Annotated in this window: 18 protein-coding genes and 1 tRNA gene; 14 read left to right on the plus strand and 5 right to left on the minus strand. The window is 65.4% G+C overall.

Features of this window, described 5'->3' with window-relative positions:
- Window positions 1–329: 329 nt before the first annotated feature.
- From RGD00_RS21130 to RGD00_RS21150, 5 genes are all read left to right on the plus strand, one after another.
- Entirely contained in the window at window positions 330–2,738 is a 2,409-nt protein-coding gene (locus tag RGD00_RS21130) for a calcium-binding protein (RefSeq protein ID WP_310459225.1), read from the plus strand.
- Between the two features lie 63 nt (window positions 2,739–2,801).
- The gene (locus RGD00_RS21135) at window positions 2,802–2,939 is read left to right on the plus strand and encodes a hypothetical protein (RefSeq protein ID WP_310459226.1); all 138 of its coding nucleotides are present in this window, start codon (window positions 2,802–2,804) and stop codon (window positions 2,937–2,939) included.
- 98 nt (window positions 2,940–3,037) lie between these two features.
- A complete protein-coding gene (locus tag RGD00_RS21140; RefSeq protein ID WP_310459227.1) occupies window positions 3,038–4,246 on the plus strand; it encodes a DUF6538 domain-containing protein in 1,209 nt (402 codons plus the stop codon).
- The gene (locus RGD00_RS21145) at window positions 4,243–4,434 is read left to right on the plus strand and encodes a hypothetical protein (RefSeq protein ID WP_310459228.1); all 192 of its coding nucleotides are present in this window, start codon (window positions 4,243–4,245) and stop codon (window positions 4,432–4,434) included. Before RGD00_RS21140 ends, RGD00_RS21145 begins: the two co-directional genes overlap by 4 nt.
- Window positions 4,427–4,714 carry a hypothetical protein gene (locus tag RGD00_RS21150; RefSeq protein WP_310459229.1) on the plus strand — a complete coding sequence of 96 codons (288 nt, stop codon included), beginning with the start codon at window positions 4,427–4,429 and terminating at the stop codon, window positions 4,712–4,714. The genes RGD00_RS21145 and RGD00_RS21150 overlap by 8 nt, the downstream gene beginning before the upstream one ends.
- 222 nt (window positions 4,715–4,936) lie before the next feature.
- Here the strand turns inward: RGD00_RS21150 and RGD00_RS21155 are convergent, their stop codons facing one another.
- Window positions 4,937–5,335 carry an HNH endonuclease gene (locus tag RGD00_RS21155; RefSeq protein WP_310459230.1) on the minus strand — a complete coding sequence of 133 codons (399 nt, stop codon included), beginning with the start codon at window positions 5,333–5,335 and terminating at the stop codon, window positions 4,937–4,939.
- Complete coding sequence (locus RGD00_RS21160) at window positions 5,332–6,756, minus strand: primase-helicase family protein (protein WP_310459231.1); 1,425 nt, start codon at window positions 6,754–6,756, stop codon at window positions 5,332–5,334. The genes RGD00_RS21155 and RGD00_RS21160 overlap by 4 nt, the downstream gene beginning before the upstream one ends.
- A gap of 543 nt (window positions 6,757–7,299) precedes the next feature.
- On the opposite strand from RGD00_RS21160, the gene RGD00_RS21165 reads away from it, so the two are divergent.
- The 6 genes from RGD00_RS21165 (at window position 7,300) to RGD00_RS21190 (ending at window position 13,557) form a co-directional block, all read left to right on the plus strand.
- Window positions 7,300–9,726, plus strand: coding sequence for a calcium-binding protein (locus RGD00_RS21165; protein WP_310459232.1), 2,427 nt, complete (start codon window positions 7,300–7,302; stop codon window positions 9,724–9,726).
- A gap of 67 nt (window positions 9,727–9,793) precedes the next feature.
- Window positions 9,794–9,934, plus strand: a complete 141-nt coding sequence (locus RGD00_RS21170) for a hypothetical protein (protein WP_310459233.1) — start codon at window positions 9,794–9,796, stop codon at window positions 9,932–9,934.
- 124 nt (window positions 9,935–10,058) lie between these two features.
- Complete coding sequence (locus RGD00_RS21175) at window positions 10,059–11,267, plus strand: DUF6538 domain-containing protein (protein WP_310459234.1); 1,209 nt, start codon at window positions 10,059–10,061, stop codon at window positions 11,265–11,267.
- Window positions 11,264–11,455 (plus strand): hypothetical protein, encoded by a 192-nt coding sequence (locus tag RGD00_RS21180; protein ID WP_310459235.1) that lies wholly within the window; start codon window positions 11,264–11,266, stop codon window positions 11,453–11,455. Before RGD00_RS21175 ends, RGD00_RS21180 begins: the two co-directional genes overlap by 4 nt.
- On the plus strand, window positions 11,448–11,735 hold the full coding sequence (locus RGD00_RS21185) for a hypothetical protein (RefSeq protein WP_310459236.1): 288 nt from the start codon (window positions 11,448–11,450) through the stop codon (window positions 11,733–11,735). The genes RGD00_RS21180 and RGD00_RS21185 overlap by 8 nt, the downstream gene beginning before the upstream one ends.
- Window positions 11,736–11,931: 196 nt before the next feature.
- Complete coding sequence (locus tag RGD00_RS21190; RefSeq protein ID WP_310459237.1) at window positions 11,932–13,557, plus strand: hypothetical protein; 1,626 nt, start codon at window positions 11,932–11,934, stop codon at window positions 13,555–13,557.
- Window positions 13,558–13,697: 140 nt separating this feature from the next.
- On the opposite strand, the gene RGD00_RS21195 is transcribed toward RGD00_RS21190, so the two are convergent.
- A tRNA-Gln gene (locus RGD00_RS21195) sits at window positions 13,698–13,772 on the minus strand.
- Between the two features lie 101 nt (window positions 13,773–13,873).
- Between RGD00_RS21195 and RGD00_RS21200 the strand changes: the two genes are divergently transcribed.
- Window positions 13,874–15,049, plus strand: a complete 1,176-nt coding sequence (locus RGD00_RS21200) for a BaiN/RdsA family NAD(P)/FAD-dependent oxidoreductase (protein WP_310459238.1) — start codon at window positions 13,874–13,876, stop codon at window positions 15,047–15,049.
- A gap of 454 nt (window positions 15,050–15,503) precedes the next feature.
- On the opposite strand, the gene RGD00_RS21205 is transcribed toward RGD00_RS21200, so the two are convergent.
- Window positions 15,504–17,165 (minus strand): KpsE/RkpR family capsule polysaccharide export protein, encoded by a 1,662-nt coding sequence (locus RGD00_RS21205; protein ID WP_310459239.1) that lies wholly within the window; start codon window positions 17,163–17,165, stop codon window positions 15,504–15,506.
- Window positions 17,149–17,802 (minus strand): ABC transporter ATP-binding protein, encoded by a 654-nt coding sequence (locus tag RGD00_RS21210; protein ID WP_310459242.1) that lies wholly within the window; start codon window positions 17,800–17,802, stop codon window positions 17,149–17,151. The genes RGD00_RS21205 and RGD00_RS21210 overlap by 17 nt, the downstream gene beginning before the upstream one ends.
- 166 nt (window positions 17,803–17,968) lie before the next feature.
- Here RGD00_RS21210 and RGD00_RS21215 point away from each other — a divergent pair, with 166 nt between their 5' ends.
- Both RGD00_RS21215 and RGD00_RS21220 read left to right on the plus strand, forming a co-directional pair.
- Window positions 17,969–18,586, plus strand: a complete 618-nt coding sequence (locus tag RGD00_RS21215) for a uracil-DNA glycosylase family protein (RefSeq protein WP_310459240.1) — start codon at window positions 17,969–17,971, stop codon at window positions 18,584–18,586.
- On the plus strand, window positions 18,567–19,355 hold the full coding sequence (locus RGD00_RS21220) for an SseB family protein (RefSeq protein WP_310459241.1): 789 nt from the start codon (window positions 18,567–18,569) through the stop codon (window positions 19,353–19,355). Before RGD00_RS21215 ends, RGD00_RS21220 begins: the two co-directional genes overlap by 20 nt.
- Window positions 19,356–19,528: the final 173 nt, after the last annotated feature.

Below are 19,528 nucleotides of genomic sequence, written 5' to 3' on the forward strand. Positions count from 1 at the left end.
CCGTGCTCAACGGCTTCACCGCGCTCGGCACGCCCATCACAGAGGTCGCAGGATAAATCTGTCCGGGGAAAGGGGAAGTCCGATCAGCAGCCGATTTGTGCAACAGAGCCGCGTGGACTGGTACCGGAAAGCTGCCGGGGCTCGTGGGGCTGGGGCAACGGTTGGGGCGGTGGGCGGAGGGGGGGAATAAGCGTTGCTTTGAAGGAATCGCCTGCCTAACGTGACGTTTGATCAACTGGTGGGTCGGGAGCCTGCGTTGCGGTGAAGCTGGAGACTGCGGTGCGCCCCCGCTGGTGGTGACGTGCGGTTACGATTGGAAGGGAACGAGAATGAGCACGACGGTGATTGCTGACATCAGACTTCAGGGCATGCCGGGGGCGGTGCGAGATATGGCTCCCCAGATCACCGCACTCGACGGTGGCGGGTTTGCGGTCGTCTGGCTGTGTGAGGTCTCTTGGCAGCAGACCGACATCTTCGTGCAGAGCTTTGGCGCCGATGGCGAGATGGAAGGTGCCATGGTGCACCTTCAAGGAACGAAGGGGCTGGGCGCGGCGGCATCGGCCCGGATCATCGGCCTCGAAGATGGCGGGTTCATCGTAACCTGGACCGGCGGCACCTCGGACGGGCAGGGATGGGACATATTCGTGCAACGGTTCGATGCCGGCGGCGCGATTCTGGGTGCCGCGGTCCGTTTGCAGGGGATGGAGGGGCCACTGCTGGACGACGACGCGCAGATCACCGTGCTGGACGGGGGCGGCTATGTGGTGACATGGAGGGGCGGAACCTCTGGTGACCACGGGCGTGAAGTTCTGGTGCAGCAGTTCGATGCCGACGGCGCTATGGTGGGTAGCATGCAGCGGCTAGAGTCGCCAGCAGGGAACCCTTGGTACACCTATCCCCAGATCACCGCGCTCGACGATGGCGGGTACGTCATCTCGTGGGATGGCCTGACCCCCGATAGCCAAGGGCAGGACGTCTTCGTGCAACGGTTCGATGCCGGTGGCACGATGCTGGGCAGCATAACCCGCTTGCAAGGGATGGCGGGGAACCTGTGGGATGGAGAACACAAGATCATCGGCCTCGACGATGGCGGTTTCGCCGTCACATGGTTCGGCGAGACCTCGGATGACCAAGGGCGCGACATCTTCGTGCAACGGTTCGATGCCGATGGTGCGATGCCCGGTAGCCCGGTCCGGTTGCAGGGGATGACGGGGAACCTCTACGACACTTCCCCGCAGATAACAGCGCTTTCGGGGAGCCGGTTCGTCGTGACGTGGATCGGCGAAACCACTGACGGGCAGCGGTCCGATATCTTTCTGCAACGGTTCGATGGCGACGGCGCGAAGGCGGGCGCCCCGGTGCGCCTGCAAGGGATGCAGGGGGATCTGCAAGACGGCGACGCCGGGATCGCTGCGCTCGACGGTGGCGGATTCGTGGTCGCATGGTTTGGCCAGACGTCCGACGGGCATGGCTCTGACATCTTCGTGCAACGCTTCGGCGATAACGGCGAAATTCAGGGCACCCAGATGCGCTTGCAAGGAAGGCGGGGTGACCGGGGGGATACCAGTCCCGAGGTTTCGGCGCTCGATGGCGGCGGGTTCGTGGTCACATGGTCGGGCAATGTCTCGCCTAGGGTGCCCGGGGATATTTACGTTCAACGGTTCGATGCGGATGGCAATCCGATCAGCATGAACTATGCCCCCATCGGTGCGGTCACGATCATCGGCAACGCGTGGCAGGATGAGGTGCTGACGGCCGACACATCCACCATTGCGGATGCCGACGGACTGGGTGAGTTCCGCTATCAGTGGTTTGCCGATGGGGTCGCAATCTCGGGCGCCACCGGCACGACCTACAGGCTCGGCGAAGCGCAGATGGGCAAGATCATCACCGTGCGGGTCAGCTATATCGACCGGCAGGGTGCCCATGAAAGCCTGACCAGCACGGCCACGGCGCCGGTGGACCTGATGCCGGTCAGCATCGAAAGCGCGGTATCGTTCGTGCTACCGAACAACGGACGCACTACCGGCCTGACCCTTGTCGGCAGCGCAGACATCGACGGCACGGGCAATATGCTCGACAATCTGCTGGTGGGGAATCGGGGCAACAATGGCCTCTTCGGTGGTGCGGGTCACGACACGCTGCGGGGCGATCTCGGCAACGACACGCTCAACGGCGACGACGGGGACGATCATCTCTATGGTGGGGCGGGAGATGACCTGTTGTTCGGTGGGACAGGTCAGGATGTGTTGCGCGGCGAGGCCGGCAATGACACGTTGCGGGGAGGCTGGTTGCGTGACCTGCTTCATGGTGGGGCGCAGAGCGACCTGTTGCAGGGTGATGGTGGCAACGACCTGCTGGTAGGCGGCGGCGGGGCGGATACGCTCTACGGCGGGACGGGCAACGACCGGCTGGTGGGCGGCAGGGGCAAAGACGTACTCTATGGCGGCGAAGGGGCGGACCAGTTCGTGTTCCGCTCGGCCGCCGAGGCGGGTGCGGGCGGCGGGCGCGACGTGATCGCGGACTTCGAGGTCGGGCTGGACAGGATCAACCTGCGGGCGATGCTGGACGGGATGACCTTCATCGGGCAGGCGGCATTCAGCGGGCAGGCGGGCGAGATCCGCTACAACCGGGGCACGCGGCTGGTGCAGGGCGATCTGGATGGCGACGGGGTGGCCGACTTTGCGATCGAGGTGATTTCGGCTTCAAGCCTCATGGCGGCGGACTTCATCCTGTAGGGGGGTGCTGCCAAAACCGAGCAAACTCCTCCATCTGCTTAGGAAGCAGACCAGGAGCTTATGATGTTCAGAATGCTTGTGGCCCTCGGCGTTGCCGGGGGCTTTCTTTTTGCGCCCTACCTGTCGCTGGCGGTGCTGGTGGTACTGATCCCGCGGGGCTGGATCTTCGCGCTGTTCGCCTTGCTGGTTCAGGGCCGGTAGCGGGGCAGGGAACTCCGGTTTCCCAGTAACCCGAAGTAAACTCTCAAGAACTTCCAACAATCTACAGACCTGGGGCAAAGGCCCCAGAAGGAGGACGCATGTCCGTTCGTATCCAGTATGCTTATCTCAAGCAGCAGACGTGGCTTTACCGCCGGAACTACCCCAAGGACCTGCAGGGGGTGCTGGGGCAGGCGCTGAAGCAGTCGTTGAAGACGGGGGATGCCCGGGTGGCCAAGGCGCGGGCAGCCGAGGTCAACGCCAAGTATGAGGAAATCATAGCCAAGGCCAAGGCGGGTCTGGCGGTGGAAAAGCCGGTGCCGGTGGTGGTCACGCCCCCGGTGTTCGCGCCCGTGACGATGATCGGCAAAGTGACGGTGGCGGACCTGGCCAAGGCCTACCTGAACCGCCGGTCCAACGAGTTGCAGCACGGGGGCTTCAAGTCGGTGCGGTTCTCGGTCGGGCTGTTCGTCTCGGTCTTCGGGGGCAGGGCTATCGGAACGCTGACCCGGGACGATGCGCTGGCGTTCGTCAGGAAGGTGGCGCAGCTTGGCCCCTATGCCGGGAAGTCGTGGCGGACCCGGGGCTACGGGCTGGACCAGTTGATCGCGGTCAGCGGGGCGGAGAAGATCACCGCCAGCACCCAGCGCCGGACGGTTGGTCAGGTGGCGCAGTTCCTGGACTGGGCGGTCTACGAGGGGGAACTGGTGGCCAACCCGTTCTCCACGGTTCGAGTGGAGGCCAAGGGCAAGCCTCGGAGCTACAGCACGTTCACCGACGACGAGGTGCGCAGGCTGGTGGCGGCTGACGATCCCCGGATCGGTGAGGTGCTGCGGGTCTGCCTGCTGTCGGGGCTGCGGGCCGGGGAAGCTGCCGGGCTGGTGCGGGAGGATCTGGTCTGGAAGGGCAAGCTGGGCTGGTTTGCCTGGATCCGGCCCAACGCAGTCCGGTCGCTGAAGACGGAAGCCGCGGAACGGTTCATCCCGCTGCACTCTGGGCTGACGCCCCTGCTTGCCAGCGTACCCCAGGAAGGCAGGGTCTTTCCCGGGTTGACGGTGGACAGGATCACCAAGCGGTTCACCACGCTGCGGACCGGGCTGGGGCTGGAACGACCGGGGCTGGTGTTCCATTCGACCCGGAAGTGGTTCGTGACCCAGTGCGAGCGGGCCGGGGTGCCGGAACACTTCACCGCCTCGATCGTGGGCCACCAGTCTGCCCGGTCTGAGAACCGGATGACCTACGGGATCTACTCTGCGGGGATCAGCGACGAGCAGAAGCGCGGGATCGTGGAGAGGGTGGGGCTGCCATGAGGCCGATTCCCGACATCGAGGCGTTCGAGGAGCGGGCCGCTGTCATGGAGCATGATGGCGGCCTTTCTCGTTCGCGGGCGGAGGACCGGGCCGCACAGGCGCAGGGGTTCCGGGATGCTGCGGAGTACTGGCAGGTTCTGGCGGACTACGTGGTGACGAAGCGGCTGGGAGGGCAGGCGGATGGCTGAGGTGCTGGAGGTCTACCCGCTGGTGCTGCGGGCAGGGCGCTGGTGGTTCCCGTTCGGACGGGAAGCGACGGCGGAGAGCCTTGCCGACGTCTGGCGGTCGGACTGTCAGGTGGTGTTCCTCGGGCCCAACGGCGGGAGCCTTGCCTATGACGTGGACGAGGCAGGGCAGGAGGTGGTTCGGCTGGACTACGGGCCCTGGGTCCCGCTGGCCGGGGCGGGGCTCACCCCGTGGCAGAACGAGGCGCTGGGGCTGGTTCTGGCGGCGGTGGAGGAACTGTAGCAACTTCCCCCGGTGGCTTCGGCTGCCGGGGGGGATCTTCACTTCGCTTTCTTTTTGCCGCTGGGGCAGGGGGTTAGGTATAAGTAATGGAGGAGGAGGGTCCCGGTATGTGATCGAGGGAGAGAACGGTTGAGGTGGGGGAAGTATGGTCTGATCGTCCGTCTTTCTTGGGGGTGAAGAGGGCCGGAAGGGCCCTCTTCGGGTGGCAAGGGTGTTGGAAGGTCAGGCTTCAACAGGGGCGTGGGGGCAGTTCAGCAGGTCGAAGTCCACACCGTTGGCAGCGTAGTCCCAGTCATCGCGTCTGTTGTCCTCGCGGCTGCCGAGGTCGAGGTGATCGGGGTTGATGCAGCGGCGGTTGTGGCAGCGGTGGCGGATAACCTCCTCGAAGCTGGGGGTGACATCGTTCAGGACACAGTAGACGAAGCGGTAGGCGGCGTATTGTTCTCCCTTGAAGCGGACTTTGCGGATGGTGGCCGTGTTGGTGACGATGCAGCCGGTCTCGGTCCTGATGCCGTCAGCGAGGAGCGAGAGGGCCCGTTGCCGGGCCTCCTCCTTGTGCTGTGCGTGGATCTTGGTCCAGCGTTCCTGCGAGCGGTCCAGGTAGATGAAGGCGTCGATCATGGCTCGGCGTCCCAGAGTGCGTCGCAGACGGCCTGCTTGAACTGATCGGGGCCGAGAATGTTACCGCGATCGACGGTGAAGCGCGGTGCTGTCCAGAGTGCACGGGCATAGTCCTTCCCGCCCCACTTCACCTCGTGCCGGGTCCAGCCCAGTTCCGTCATCATGTGACGAAGGGCGTTGGGGCTGATGCGCAACTCGTCACGAACATAGGTGCGCAGGTCTTGTTCGGTGATGGCGGGCCGGTTCTCTCTGCCGAGGTACTCCTTGAGTTGCTGGGTGGTGGCCGAGATCCCGTGGGCCAGCAGTTGCTTCATGAGCGGGGTGCCGTGAACGTCCGTGTTGAGCGTCTTCGGGTCGAAGTCGGGGGCAAGCTGGCGTCGTAGGAGGTAGTGGTAGAGGGCGGCCAGCATGCCGGGATCTTGCAGGGCGTCGTTGACCTGTTTGACCCATTGGGCAAAGAACTGGGCCCGGGGGCCTGTAGCATGACCGTCATGGGCGACGTCGAGGATGTAGAAGCGCCGTTCCCCGGCCTCCAGCCAGAGAGGCAGATGGTTGGTGGTCATCAGGAAGCAGGCGTGGAGCGGGACTTTCTCGACATCCCGCCCCTTGCGTTCCGCGGTGGTGAAGGGTTCGGTGATGAGAGTCTTGAGCTTGTTGCCGATGTCCGAGGCGGGGCGCAGGTTGACCTCTTCGCAGACGATGAGCTTGCGATTGAGGATGGGGCCGTTGAACTTGCCCGCGACCTTCTCGATGTTGTTCTCGATCGAGGTGTTGTCGTGGCCGAAGAGGGCGGCGGCGATGTTGGCAAAGGTTGATTTGCCCGTGCCCTTCTCCCTGGAGTAGAGCAGGATGGCCCAGTTTGGCTTGCTACCCTCGTTCTGCAGGCACCACGTCAGCCAGTCGAGGACGCGGGATCGCTCCTTCTCGTCCTTGAAGAGCAGGTGGAAGAAGAACCGGAAGGGAGCTTCCCCCCGTTCTGTCGCGAAGTGGCTGCGGTATTCCGGGGCCTTCCAGGCGTTCAACACGAACTGGCCGCTTTCCAGTTGGATGCGACGGGCGGGGTTGCCGGGGAAGGGCAGGATGGTGCCGGTCCAGACGGGGATGGAGCGGAACTGATCGGGGTTGTTCTGGACGATGGCGGTATCGAAGACCTGCCTGATGATCGCCCTGGAGACCGGATTGCCGTTGTTGAGTCTCTGGGCGGGGGTGAGGAAGGCGCGCTGCAGGTCGTCGCGTGACATCGCCTCGGCGGGACGGTCGACGTGGTAGAAGCGGTTCTCGCGGCGGACATAGCTGGTGGCGAGAAGCCGGATCAGTTGGTCTGTCAGTGTGCTGTCCGTGAGCGGGACAGGCAGAAGGGCTGTGGATAAAGCTGGTAGTAGTGGGTCCTGGGTTGGGGTTGGTGGGTCGAGTGATGTCATTGGTACTCCAAATAGAAAAGTTTGCGCATCCCCCGGAACGGCCTTCGGGGAACAGAAGCCAGTCCCGTTGAAGGGGCTCGGCCAAGGGAAGCGGTGAAATGGTTATCGGGGCGCATGGGGGGTGACCCATACAAGGTATGAGATGGTGCTCTGGCATGGGTCTATCAAGGCGTGGCTTCGCCCCCGCGGCACGGTCGTTTGCGACTCCCCCACCACCCGACTGGGGCACCCGTTGGGGCAAACCATCCGCCAGCGTCACCGCTAACTGCCTGAGAACCAACGCCGCAATGATTTGGCTGGGGCGCTAGGATTCGAAGCTCCAGGTTGGGCTGGTACCGGAAAGCTGCCGGGGCTGGTGGGGTTGGGGCAACGGTTGGGGCGGTTGGCGGAGGGGAGAAATAAGCGTTGCTTTGAAGGAATCGCCTGCCTAACGTGACGTTTGATCAACTGGTGGGTCCTCCACCTTGCTGTGACGCTGGAGACTGCGGAACATCCCGGCCTGTCGGGTGGTGATGTGCGGTTCACGATTTGAAGGAGACGAGAATGGTCATGCCAATTATTGCCGATATCATACTTCAGGGGATGCCAGGAGATTTTTTTGACTCCAATCCGCAGATCACGGCGCTCGACGGTGGCGGGTTTGTGGTCACATGGCAGGCTATTGTTACTGGTATGTATACCGGTTCAGCCAACACTGATGTGTTCGTCCAGCAGTTCGATGCTGACGGTGCAGTCATGGGCCCAGCGGTCCGCTTGCAGGGGGTTGTTGGAATGCGGGATACGGTTCCGCAGGTAACGTCTCTAGCGGGTGGTGGATTTGCAGTCACATGGATGGGAGATGTTCTCCCGACCGAACTCGAACACCCCGCCGATATCTTTGTGCAGCTGTTTTCCACTGATGGCTCGATGCAAGGCAGTCCGGTGCGTCTGCAGGGGATGATGGGGATGTGGGACTATGATCCTCAGATCACTGGCCTGGAAGGCGGCGGGTTTGTGGTCGCATGGTATGGTCAAGTCCCTGGAGTGACCGATAGTAATGTTTTCGTGCAGCGGTTTGACGCCGATGGTGCGACTTTGGGCAACCCGATTCGCCTTCAGGGGATGGCAGGTCTACTTTGGGATGGTTCTCCCCAAATTGCAGCACTTGATGGCGGTGGATTCGTTGTGACCTGGACTGGTAATACGTCTGACGGTCAGAGCGCTGATGTCTTTATGCAGCGCTTTGATGCTGAAGGCTCCGCTGTGGGTAGTTTGGCTCGCCTGCAGGGCATGGCTGGGAGCTTCGGGGATGGTTCTCCCCAAATTGCAGCACTTGATGGCGGTGGATTCGTTGTGACCTGGACTGGTAATACGTCTGACGGTCAGAGCGCTGATGTCTTTATGCAGCGCTTTGATGCTGAAGGCTCCGCTGTGGGTAGTTTGGCTCGCCTGCAGGGCATGGCTGGGAGCTTCGGGGATGGCCCCTCACAGATCATTTCGCTTGACGGTGGTGGGCTGGTGGTCGTGTGGGGAGGTGATACATCCGACGGGCAGGGCACCGACATTTTCGTTCAGCGGTTTGATGCTGACGGCGCGATGGTAGGCGGAGTGGTGCGCCTGCAGGGGGTGGCGGGGTATCTGCGGGATATGGCTCCCCAAGTTACTGCGCTCGACGGCGGAGGATTCGTAGTTGCTTGGTATGCCGATACCTCCACCTGGCGCGGATACGACATCATCGTTCAGCGATTTGATGCTGACGGTGTTGCAATAGGCGACATGGTACTCTTGCAGGGCGCGGCGGGTTATTACCTGGACGATTTTGTGCCGCAGATTACCGCGCTTGACGGGGGAGGATTCGTAGTCACGTGGTACGGTCAGACCACCGACGGTCAAAGCTATGACATCTTCGTTCAGCGTTTCGATGCTGATGGAACTCCCATCAGTATGAACTATACGCCGATTGGTGAGGTCGCGATTAGCGGTCTTGTGCGACAGGGCGAGGTGCTGATAGCCGAGACTTCTACCATAGCAGATGCCGATGGACTAGGTTACTTCAGCTATCAGTGGTTTGCCGATGGGGTCGCGATATCCGGCGCCACGGGGGGGACCTATATACCCGGCTATGCACAGATCGGGCAGGAAATTACCGTTCAGATCAGCTACACCGACCGGCAGGGCACCAGTGAGAGCCTGACCAGTGCGCCGACAGTTCCGGTGGATTTCGGGGTGAGCTTCGAAAGTGCGGAGACGTTCGTGCTGCCGGACAACGGACATACAACGGACCTGACCCTGATCGGCAGCGCGGGTATCGATGGGACGGGCAACACGCTCGACAACCTGCTGGTGGGGAATCGGGGCAACAACGGCCTGTTCGGTGGCGCCGGGAATGACACACTGCAGGGCGATGCGGGGAACGATACGCTCAATGGCGACGACGGCGGCGACCTGCTGTACGGCGGTGCGGGGGATGACCTTATGTTCGGCGGCCAGGGCTCCGACACGCTGCGGGGCGAGGCCGGGGCCGACACGCTGCGGGGCGGGGGCCTGCGCGATCTGCTCTATGGCGGGGCGCAAAGCGATCTGTTGCAGGGCGACGGCGGCAACGACGCGCTGTTCGGTGGCGGTGGGGCGGACATGCTCTACGGCGGCGAGGGTAACGACCGGCTGGTGGGTGGTACGGGCAAGGACGTGCTCTATGGCGGGGCGGGGGCGGACCAGTTCGTGTTCCGCTCGGCAGCCGAGGCGGGGGGTGGTGGTGGCCGCGACGTGATCGCCGACTTCGAGGTCGGGCTGGACAAGATCAACCTGCGCCTGATGCAGGACGGGCTGAGCTTCATTGGCAGCGCGGCGTTCAGCGGGACGGCGGGGCAGGTGCGCTACCATCAAGGCACGTCACTGGTGCAGGGCGACCTGGACGGCGACGGGGTGGCCGACTTCGCCATAGAGGTGACGGGATCGCTGGCGCTGACGGCGGCGGACTTCCTGTTGTAGGCGGGGCGGTCCCCAAAACTGAGGATCCTCCTGTATCTGAATAAAGAAGCAGAAACAGGAGCTTGTGATGATCGGTCTTCTTCTGGCCCTCGGCGTTGCCGGGGGTTTTCTTTTTGCCCCGTATGTCTCGCTGGCCGTGGCGCTGGTGGTGCTGATCCCGAAGGGGTGGGTTCTGGGGCTGTTCGTCCTGCTGTTCGGGGGACGGTGACGGAGGTTCCATGAAGGCCAGTGCTGCCCGGCAGGGACCCCCGGTTTCCCTCTAACCCGAAGAACCTGAACACCAAATCAACGGAACTCTCAGACCTGGGGCAAAGGCCCCAGAAGGAGGACGCATGTCCGTACGTATCCAGTATGCCTATCTCAAACAGCAGACGTGGCTTTACCGCCGGAACTACCCCAAGGACCTGCAGGGGGTGTTGGGGCAGGCACTGAAGCAGTCGTTGAAGACGGGGGATGCCCGGGTGGCCAAGGCGCGGGCAGCCGAGGTCAACGCCAAGTATGAGGAGATCATAGCCAAGGCCAAGGCGGGTCTGGCGGTCGAGAAGCCGAAGCCTGTTACCGTGGTGGCCCCGGTGTTTGCGCCCGTGACGATGATCGGCAAGGTGACGGTGGCGGACCTGGCCAAGGCCTACCTGAACCGCCGGTCGAACGAGTTGCAGCACGGGGGCTTCAAGTCGGTCAGGTTCTCGGTCGGGCTCTTTGTCTCGGTCTACGGGGGCAGGGCTATCGGAACGCTGACCCGGGAGGACGGGCTGAGCTTCATCCGCAAGGTGGCGCAACTGGGCCGACATGTCGGGAAGTCCTGCAAGACGAAGGGCTATGGGCTGGACCGGTTGGTGGCAGCGAGCGAGGGGGAGACGATCAGCCCCCAGACCCAGCGTCGGATCGTAAGGCAGGTCGGACACTTTCTGGACTGGGCGGTGTACGAGGGGCAGCTTGGCAGCAATCCCTTCACGACGGTGCGGGTGGAAGCCAAGGGCAAGGTGAACCGCTACGAGGCAATGACGGAGGAGGAGGTGCGTCGTCTGCTTGCCCTGGAGGATCCCCGGATCGGGGCGGTGCTGCGGGTCTGCCTGCTGTCGGGGATGCGGGCCGGGGAAGCTGCCGGGCTGGTGCGGGAGGATCTGGTCTGGAAGGGCAATCTCGGCTGGTTTGCCTGGATCCGGCCCAACGAGGTCCGAAGCCTCAAGACCGAAGCGGCGGAACGGGTGGTTCCCTTGCACTCGGCGCTGACCCCGGTGCTTGCCCAGTGTCCTCAGTCGGGTCGGCTGTTTCCGGGGCTGTCAGTCAACATGGTGACCAAGCGGTTTGCGGAGATGCGGAAGGCAGCGGGGATCGGCAGGCCGGGGGTGGTGTTCCATAGCACGAGGAAGTGGTTCGTGACCCAGTGCGAGCGGGCGGGGGTGCCGGAACACTTCACCGCCTCGATCGTGGGCCACCAGTCTGCCCGGTCCGAGAACCGGATGACCTATGGCATCTACTCCGCCGGGATCAGCGACGAGCAGAAGCGCGGGATCGTCGAGAAGGTTGGGCTGCCATGAACCCGATTCCGGATATCGAGGCGTTCGAGGAGCGGGCCGCTGTCATGCAATATGATGGCGGCCTTTCTCGTTCCCGGGCCGAGGATGCAGCGGCAAGGGCTCAGGGGTTCCGGGATGCTGCGGCGTACTGGCAGGCGCTGGCGGACTACGTGGTGACGAAGCGGTGGGGAGGGCAGGCGGATGGCTGAGGTGCTGGAGGTCTACCCGCTGGTGCTGCGGGCAGGGCGCTGGTGGTTTCCCTTTGGCCGGGAAGCAACGGCGGAGGCGATTGCCGCTGTCTGGCGGTCGGACTGTCAGGTGGTGTTCCTCGGACCCAACGGCGGCAGCTTTGCCTATGACGTGGACGAGGCAGGGCAGGAGATGGTTCGGCTGGACTACGGGGCTTGGGCTCCGCTGGAGGGAACCCGGCTGTCCCCGTGGCAGAACGAGGCGCTGGGGCTGGTTCTGGCGGCGGTGGAGGAACTGTAGCAACTTCCCTCGGTGGCTTCGGCTGCCGGGGGGCCTTTCACTTCGCTTTCTTTTTGCAGCTAGGGCAGGGGGTTAGGTATAAGTAATGGAGGAGGAGGGTCCCGGTATGTGATCGAGGGAGAGAACGGTTGAGGTGGGGGAAGTATGGTCTGAACGTCAGTCTTTTCGTGGGAAGGTTGGGGGGGAGGTAAACGAGTTGGACGAGCACCATAAGAATCAGCAACTGGAGCATCCCTTCCAGCAGCTTCTCGGGGGACGGCAGGCTGATTTGGGTGAGGTGTGCGAACCACAGCCTGAAGAGAAGCAGGAGTTCGAGCCTGTCAACTGGGCTTTCGATGGTGAAGGGGTCGGTGATGATCGTAGCAGAGCCGGTATCCGGGATCCGTGGTATTCCCGCCCTCTGGATGTGCATCGCTGGTCGGAACATCCAGAACTGGTTGGGCTGGTCGAGCGGCTTTGGAACAGCCTCTGTGCTGACCTTGACCGGGAGAAGAGCGGGGGACCGAAACCTCGCCAGAGCTTTCAGAACCAGCTTCGGGTGTTGTTGCTCGATCTGTATGTTGCCTGGCTGGAAGACCCGGACCTCTGTATCGGCATCTCCATGAACGCAAGGAGCTGGGAGACTGGGTCCAGATACAACGCCCTGAGGCTGTCGAAGAAGATCACCGTGTTGGTGCAAAGGCTCGGCGAGGCTGGTGTCATCGAGGCTTCCCGGGGGAGCTATGCGGGGCCCGGTGCGGCGGGGAACCGGACGACGAGGATCAGGGCTGCCCGATCCCTTCGTGAGCAGTTCGCGGCCCTGAAGGCTGACCGGGAGGCGGTGCATCAGGTCGAGGGGCAGGAGTGCATCATCCTGAAGGACGGGGATGGCGAGGCTGCGCGGCAGGTCGAGTATGATGATACCGCCGATACCAACCGCATGAGGTCGGAACTGCAGGCCTATAATGCGCTGTTGGCTTCGAGCTTCATCAACCTGCCCGCCCTTGATGTCCCCTGGATCGAGAGGGACGACGCTTTTGGACGGCGGGTAAAGGTACACATCGACCGGCACCACCAGTTTACCCGGCGGATCTTCTCCCGGGGGCGGTGGGACATGAATGGCAGGTTCTATGGGCCATGGTGGCAGTCGATCGGCAGCCGGGACAGGGCTGGCATCTTCATCAACGATGTGCCGACGGTGGAGGTGGACTTCAAGGGGCTGCACCTGGCGATCCTCGCGGCAGAGCAGGCTGTTCCCCTTGAGGGCGATCCCTATTACTTGCCCGAGGGAACCCTTCCCGGCGTAGCAGCGCAGGAACAGCGGGGGATGGTCAAGCATCTCGTTCTGACTACCCTGAACGCCAAAAGCAGGAAGGCGGCCTTTGCCAGTTTCCGGAGCGACTATCCGAAGGGGCATGTCGGAAAGGGAATGACCGATCAGGATCTGGACCGGGTTCTGGACCTTCTGATCGAGGGACGTCCTTGGCTTGCCGATTCCCTTGGTGCGGATGTCGGTATCCGGCTGATGTACAAGGACTCGTTGATCGCTGAGCGGGTGCTGAACCACTTCACGCGGCAAGGCATTCCCATCCTGTGCATCCACGACAGCTTCATCATCGACTGGACCCGGGGGGCAGAACTGAAGCGGGTGATGGCCGAAGCCTCGGAAGCGGTGGTCGGGCGGTTCCTGCCCGTGGAAAGCAAGGCTGTCGGGTTGGACGAGGTTGCGGGCGAGTGGCCGAAGCATGTGGTGCTGGACCTCATCGCTTGGCGGCAGGTCCCACGCTCAGAAGGGTACTTGAACCGGCTTGCTGCCTGGGAAAAGCGAAGCGGGGCGCTCTGATCCCGTAAACTTCCCAAGGTCGTTTGCGACTCCCGCGCCACCCGACTGGGGCATCCGTTGGGGCATCCTGCCAGCCAGCAACAGCCACAATCCCTTGAAACCCAAGATGCTCGGAGGTTGCCAAGTAAGTGCATACTGATTGGCTGGGGCGCTAGGATTCGAACCTAGGTATGGCGGTACCAAAAACCGCTGCCTTACCACTTGGCGACGCCCCAACCGTGCGGCGGTGTTTAGCCAAGGCGCCGGGCGGCTGCAAGACCAAAATTGCAGCCGCCCGGCGGTTGCCAGTGCCGGGCGGCGGGGCTAAGGCGCTGGCATGAAGCGGGTGGATGTGATCGTTCTGGGGGCGGGCGCGGCGGGGATGTTCGCCGCGATCGAGGCTGCGCGCCGGGGCCGGCGGGTGCTGGTGATCGACCATGCCAAGGCGGTCGGCGAGAAGATCCGCATCTCTGGCGGGGGGCGGTGCAACTTCACCAACCTGCATATCGCGCCCGACCGTTTTCTGTCGGCCAACCCGCGCTTCGCGCTGTCGGCGCTCAGCCGCTATACGCAGCACGATTTCATCGCGCGGGTGAACCGGGCGGGGATCGCCTGGCATGAAAAGACGCTCGGGCAATTGTTCTGCGACGGCTCGGCCATGCAGATCGTGGACATGCTGCGCGCCGATCTGGCCGCGGCGGGGGGCGAGGTCTGGCTGGGCACGCCGTTCAGCGACCTGACGCGCGGGGATGTGTTCCGCCTGACCACCCCGCGCGGGGTGGTGGAGGGCGCGGCGGTGGTGGTGGCGACCGGGGGCCGGTCGATCCCCAAGATGGGCGCGACGGGGGCGGGGTACGACATCGCCCGCGCCTTCGGGCTGCGGCTTGTCGAGCCGCGCCCGGGCCTTGTGCCGCTGACCTTCGGCGATGCGGCGCGGGCGCAGATGGCCGAACTGGCGGGGCTGGCGGTGCCGGCGCGTGTCGGCTTCGGCAAGACCGCGTTCGAGGAGGGGCTGCTGTTCACCCATCGCGGGCTGTCGGGGCCCTCGATCCTCCAGATTTCCAGCTATTGGCAGACGGGCCGGCCGATCCGCATCGACCTGACGCCGGGGGTGGAGGCCGGGGCCGCGCTGGCGGGGCTGCGGCAGGGCGCGGGGCGGCAGGAGGTGGCGAATGCGCTGGCGCGGCTGCTGCCGGAACGGCTGGCGCGGGCGGTCTGCGGCTGGGCGGGCGTCGCGGGGCGGCTGGCGGATCTCGACGGCGCGGGGCTGCGGCGGCTGGCGGGCGTGCTGGACGGGTGGGAGGTGCTGCCCACCGGGACAGAGGGCTGGCGCACCGCCGAGGTCACGCTGGGCGGCGTCGACACGCGCGATCTGGATGCGCGCACGATGCAGGCGCGGGCGGTGCCGGGGCTCTATTTCGTGGGCGAGGTGGTGGACGTGACCGGCTGGCTGGGAGGCTACAATTTCCAGTGGGCCTGGTCGTCGGGCTGGGCCGCGGGGCAAGCGGTCTGAGCCGCCGAGGTTACAGGCGGACCCGGCGGCAGCGGCTGTCCCCTGCCATAAGCATGAGACCCGCCGGATCGAAGCGATACCACAAGGCGGGCCGCGGGCAGAGCGGCGGTATCACCGGGCCTGCGGATGACGGCAGAGGGCCAGTGCCGCCGCGCATATCGGGACGAACCGCGCAGGACATGCCGCCGCCACCGGGACCAGCAGACGGACCCCGGCGAGGGGACCGGGGCGTCAGCCGCCCTGCGGCTGACCCGGGATCATCCGGCGGGGCTGGACGCACAGCCGGGGCCGTCCGCCCCCAGGGGATGAGGCGCCTTCGCGCAGGACTGTTGCCATCATGCGGACCAGCAGGGGGATCCCGTTGAGCGGCAAGGGTGCCGCAGGCGTATCGCCGAAACCCCGATGGCCGGGATCGCCCCCGGGGCGGGCAGCCGGGGCCGCCCGCCGCCAGGGGTCAGGATGTGACCTGTTCGCGCAGCACCGCCACGGTCATCGAGATCATCAGGTAGATCCCGGCGAAGATCAGCAGCGCCACGGCGGTGTTTTCGAACGCGCGGGGATAGCTGGGTTCGTCGGGCGCCACGGGGCTGACCGCGACGGACAGGTAGCGCACCTGCCGGTTCGCCTCGATCCGCGCGGTTTCCAGTTGCTGCAACGACTGCGCCAGCAGCATCTGGCGCGTTTCCACATCGGCCTGGGCGACCAGAAGCTCGCTCTGGACCTTGGCGATGGACAGGCCCGTGGCGCTGTCCTCGGTCAGCTTGGCGCGCAGGCGGGCGATCTCGGCCTCCAGCGTCTCGATGCGGCGTTGCAGCGGTTCCATCCGCGCGCGGTTGGGATTGGCGTTCGACTGCATCTGCACCAGCGACAGCCGGTCGGCCGTCAGCTGCGATTCGAGGTTGGTGATCTGCGCGGTGATCAGCGAGATTTCCACATCGCTCGACAGCACCTTGAAGCGTTCCTGCAATTCGACCACGCGGGTCTGCGCCTCGCGCATCTTGCGTTCGGCATCGTCATAGCTTTCGCGCGCGCCCTTCATCTGGTCTTCGCGCAGCCGGTGGGTCAGCTGGTCCACCTGTTCCTCGGCATAGCCGATCAGCGCCCTGGACCAGGCCGCCGACAGCGCGGGGTCGGGGGCGCTCACCTCCATCTTGACGATGCCCTCGGTCGGGTCGTAGCCGATCTTCACATTGCCCTTGTAGGTCTTGTAGGCGGCCTCGTCGGTGGGCGAGGGGGGCAGGCGCTGGATGAAATCGACCGAAGGATCGGAAAAGCTGGCCCGGAAGCCCACGTCGCGGTCCAGCCGCAACATCGCCTCGCGCGATTGCAGATAGCCCTGCACCGCGATGGAATCCTGCGAGGTGGCGAACTGCGTGCCCGAAAACAGGCTGCCGAGCCCGCCGGTCGCCGTTTCGGCCTGCTGGATCACGAATTCCGACCGGGTGGCGTAAAGCGGCGTCGCCACGCGGGTGTAATAGTAGCCGGCAAGGGCGGTGGGCAGGAACACGAAGAAGATCAGCCGCAGCGCCAGCAGCGCCAGCCGGCGGCGGCGGCGGCGGGCAAGGTCGCGCTGGATGCGCAGGATGTCGGCGGCATGGCTTTGTTCCGCGCGCTGTTCGACCGAGGGCGGCGCGGGCCTTACCGTCTGCGGCATGTTCGGGTCCGCCGCGGGCAGGGTGGTCAGCGCGCGCGATCCGCCGGCGGCGGTGTCGGCGCTCACCAGATCCAGCACGCTGGCGCGCTGGAACGGGTCGATGCCGGCCTGGCGCAACAGCCGCACGGCGTCGAAATCGGAAATGGCGGGCAGGTTGTGCTTTTGCGCCACGCGGCGGGCAAGACGCAACTGGCGGCCGGTCAGCCCTTCCTTGCGGATGGCGTCGATTTCGGCCTCCGCGGCGACATCGGCGGCGCTGGTGATCTCTCCCTGCGCCGGGGCGGCGGTGGGAAACCGCTGGTCGCCGAATCCGTCGTCCGTCGTCTCGGGCGCGGGGCGGGGTTGGGGCCGCGCGGCCGGGCGGGGGGGGGCGCCCGCGTGGTGGCCCGGATCGGCCGCCGGGCCCGCCAGCGGGGCCGCCCTGCGGATGCGGAACCTGCGCGCCTTAGGTTTCGTAGTCATAAAGCCGTTTCGCTTCTTCAAGGGTTTCGAACATATACAGTTGCCCGTGCCGCAGCACAGCAGCCGAACGGCAGAATTTTTCCAGTGTCCGCGCCTGGTGCGACACGATGACCACGGTGGCGTTCTTCAGCCGTTCGCGCAGGATCGACCCGGCCTTGCGGTTGAAGTTCACGTCGGTGGTCGAGGGCATGCCCTCGTCGATCAGGTAGATGTCGAACTCGATCGCCAGCATCAGCGCGAAGGAAAACCGCGACCGCATGCCCTGGCTGTAGGTGCCCACCGGCATGTCGAAATATTCCTCGATGTCGCAAAGCCAGCGGCAGAAGCTTTCGACATAATCGGGGTCGAGCCCGTAGAGCCGCGCGATGTAGCGCACGTTCTCGGTCCCCGTGTGCTTGGTGATCACCCCCCCCATGAAGCCGAGCGGGAACGAGATCCGCGAGGTGCGCAGGATCCGGCCCTCGTCGGGTTTTTCCAGCCCGGCCATCATGTTGATGACGGTGGTCTTGCCGGTGCCGTTGGGCGCGAGGATGCCGAGCGAATTGCCCAGTTCCACCCGGAACGAGGCCCGGTCGAGGATCACCTTGCGGGTCCTGCCGGTCCAGAAGGATTTGCTGACGTTCTCGAACTCGATCATACCTACCCGCACCATGACGGCCCCGGTCTGGACGGCGGGGCCGGCCGCCTTTCGCCTGCGTTGGGGGGCAGGCTGGCGGATTGTCCTGAAGATAGCGTTTATACACCCTTTTGGGGCATCATTATGTCCGATGGCAACGGGTTGCGGCAATGTGAAAGGGGGCGGCATGGGCGATGACGGCGGGCTGGTGGCGGCGATCCGCGCCTGCGGCCTGTGCGCCGCGCGCTTTGCCGCCACCGCCACGGCCCATGCGCCGCGCCCGGTGGTGTGGTTCCGCCCCTCGGCGCGGCTGCTGGTCGCGGGGCAGGCGCCGGGGCTGCGGGTGCATCAGGCGGGCGTGCCGTTCCGCGATGCCTCGGGCGACCGGCTGCGCGGCTGGATGGGGATGGACGAGGCCGCGTTCTACGACCGCGAGCGGGTGGCGATCGTGCCGATGGCCTTCTGCTTTCCGGGCTATGACGCCAAGGGATCGGACCTGCCGCCGCCGCCGCTGTGTGCGCGGACATGGCGGGTGCAGGTGATGGCGGCGCTGCCGCGGGTGCGGCTGGTGCTGGCGGTGGGCGGTGCGGCGCAGGCCTGGCATCTGGGTGCGCGGCGGCCGGTGACGGAAACGGTGGCCGACTGGCGGCGGCACCTGGACGAACGCGGCGTCTTTCCCTTGCCCCATCCGTCCTGGCGCAATACGGGGTGGCTGAAGCGCAACCCCTGGTTCGAGGCCGAGGCGCTGCCCGCCCTGCGCGCGGCAATCGCCCGGGTGATGGAAGATGACGACGACGCCTCTTGATGCTGCCCATGCCGCGATGACCGCCGCGCCCGAGGACGATGCCGCCCGCCTGCGCTATTACGCGCTTCTGGCGGATGGCGAATTGTTCCTGCTGCTGGAGGAGGAGGCCGAAGAAGGCCGGGTGACGCCCCGCCTCTTCCCGCTGGAGGACGGCCCCGTGGTGCTGGCCTTCGACACCGAGGACCGGCTGGCCGCCTTCACCGGCGCGCCCGTGCCCTATGCCGCGCTGCCGGGCCGGGTGGTGGCGCAGCAGCTGGCGGGGCAGGGGATCGGGATCGGCGTGAACCTGGGCGGGGCCGACAGCGCCTTTCTGGTGCCCGCCGATGCGGTCGACTGGCTGGCCGAAACGCTGGCCCATGCCCCGGTGGCGGCAGAGGCCCGCCCCGTCGCCTTCCATGCCCCGGGGGGGCTGCCTGAGGCGCTGTTGCGCGCGCTCGACGCCAAGCTTGTCCGGGCGGGCGGGCTGGCGGCGGCGGCGGTGCTGGCGGGGGTGGAATACGACGACGGGCGGCGGGGCCACATGCTCGCCTTCCTCGACGCGGTGCCGGCGGCCGAGGGTGCGCTGGCCCGGGCGGCGGCCGAGGCGCTGACCTTTTCCGGCATCGAGGCGGGCGAGATGGACGTGACCTTCCTGTCCGCCGCCGACCCCGCCGCGGCGGCGATCGCGCGGGCGGGCCTGCGGTTCGACCTGCCCGAGCCCGTGCGCGCGGAACCCCCCGCCCCCGCCGCGCCCGGAATGGACCCGGACCGCCCGCCGAAGCTGCGGTAGGGTGAGGGCGGTCGCGCCGCGGTTTGGCCGGGCGGGATCAGGAAACGCACTGCGTTTCCCCCGCCCGTCGCGCGGCGGTGACACTGGAAACTGAGTTGCCGGGAAAAATGGAAAGGCCAGCGCCTGCCCCGGCGGGCGAGAAGCGCCCGCCATGGGCGGGGCGGGCGCTGGCC

This window comes from Ruixingdingia sedimenti (assembly GCF_031432425.1).
Lineage (GTDB): Bacteria > Pseudomonadota > Alphaproteobacteria > Rhodobacterales > Rhodobacteraceae > Ruixingdingia > Ruixingdingia sedimenti.

Coding starts and splice junctions, on each gene's coding strand:
- RGD00_RS21200 (WP_310459238.1), top strand. CDS start 13,874: ATGAAGCGGGTGGATGTGATCGTTCTGGGGGCGGGCGCGGCGGGGATG.
- RGD00_RS21215 (WP_310459240.1), top strand. CDS start 17,969: ATGGGCGATGACGGCGGGCTGGTGGCGGCGATCCGCGCCTGCGGCCTG.
- RGD00_RS21180 (WP_310459235.1), top strand. CDS start 11,264: ATGAACCCGATTCCGGATATCGAGGCGTTCGAGGAGCGGGCCGCTGTC.
- RGD00_RS21155 (WP_310459230.1), bottom strand. CDS start 5,335: ATGATCGACGCCTTCATCTACCTGGACCGCTCGCAGGAACGCTGGACC.
- RGD00_RS21220 (WP_310459241.1), top strand. CDS start 18,567: ATGACGACGACGCCTCTTGATGCTGCCCATGCCGCGATGACCGCCGCG.
- RGD00_RS21145 (WP_310459228.1), top strand. CDS start 4,243: ATGAGGCCGATTCCCGACATCGAGGCGTTCGAGGAGCGGGCCGCTGTC.
- RGD00_RS21175 (WP_310459234.1), top strand. CDS start 10,059: ATGTCCGTACGTATCCAGTATGCCTATCTCAAACAGCAGACGTGGCTT.
- RGD00_RS21205 (WP_310459239.1), bottom strand. CDS start 17,165: ATGACTACGAAACCTAAGGCGCGCAGGTTCCGCATCCGCAGGGCGGCC.
- RGD00_RS21130 (WP_310459225.1), top strand. CDS start 330: ATGAGCACGACGGTGATTGCTGACATCAGACTTCAGGGCATGCCGGGG.
- RGD00_RS21210 (WP_310459242.1), bottom strand. CDS start 17,802: ATGATCGAGTTCGAGAACGTCAGCAAATCCTTCTGGACCGGCAGGACC.
- RGD00_RS21140 (WP_310459227.1), top strand. CDS start 3,038: ATGTCCGTTCGTATCCAGTATGCTTATCTCAAGCAGCAGACGTGGCTT.
- RGD00_RS21165 (WP_310459232.1), top strand. CDS start 7,300: ATGGTCATGCCAATTATTGCCGATATCATACTTCAGGGGATGCCAGGA.
- RGD00_RS21150 (WP_310459229.1), top strand. CDS start 4,427: ATGGCTGAGGTGCTGGAGGTCTACCCGCTGGTGCTGCGGGCAGGGCGC.
- RGD00_RS21185 (WP_310459236.1), top strand. CDS start 11,448: ATGGCTGAGGTGCTGGAGGTCTACCCGCTGGTGCTGCGGGCAGGGCGC.
- RGD00_RS21160 (WP_310459231.1), bottom strand. CDS start 6,756: ATGACATCACTCGACCCACCAACCCCAACCCAGGACCCACTACTACCA.
- RGD00_RS21170 (WP_310459233.1), top strand. CDS start 9,794: ATGATCGGTCTTCTTCTGGCCCTCGGCGTTGCCGGGGGTTTTCTTTTT.
- RGD00_RS21135 (WP_310459226.1), top strand. CDS start 2,802: ATGTTCAGAATGCTTGTGGCCCTCGGCGTTGCCGGGGGCTTTCTTTTT.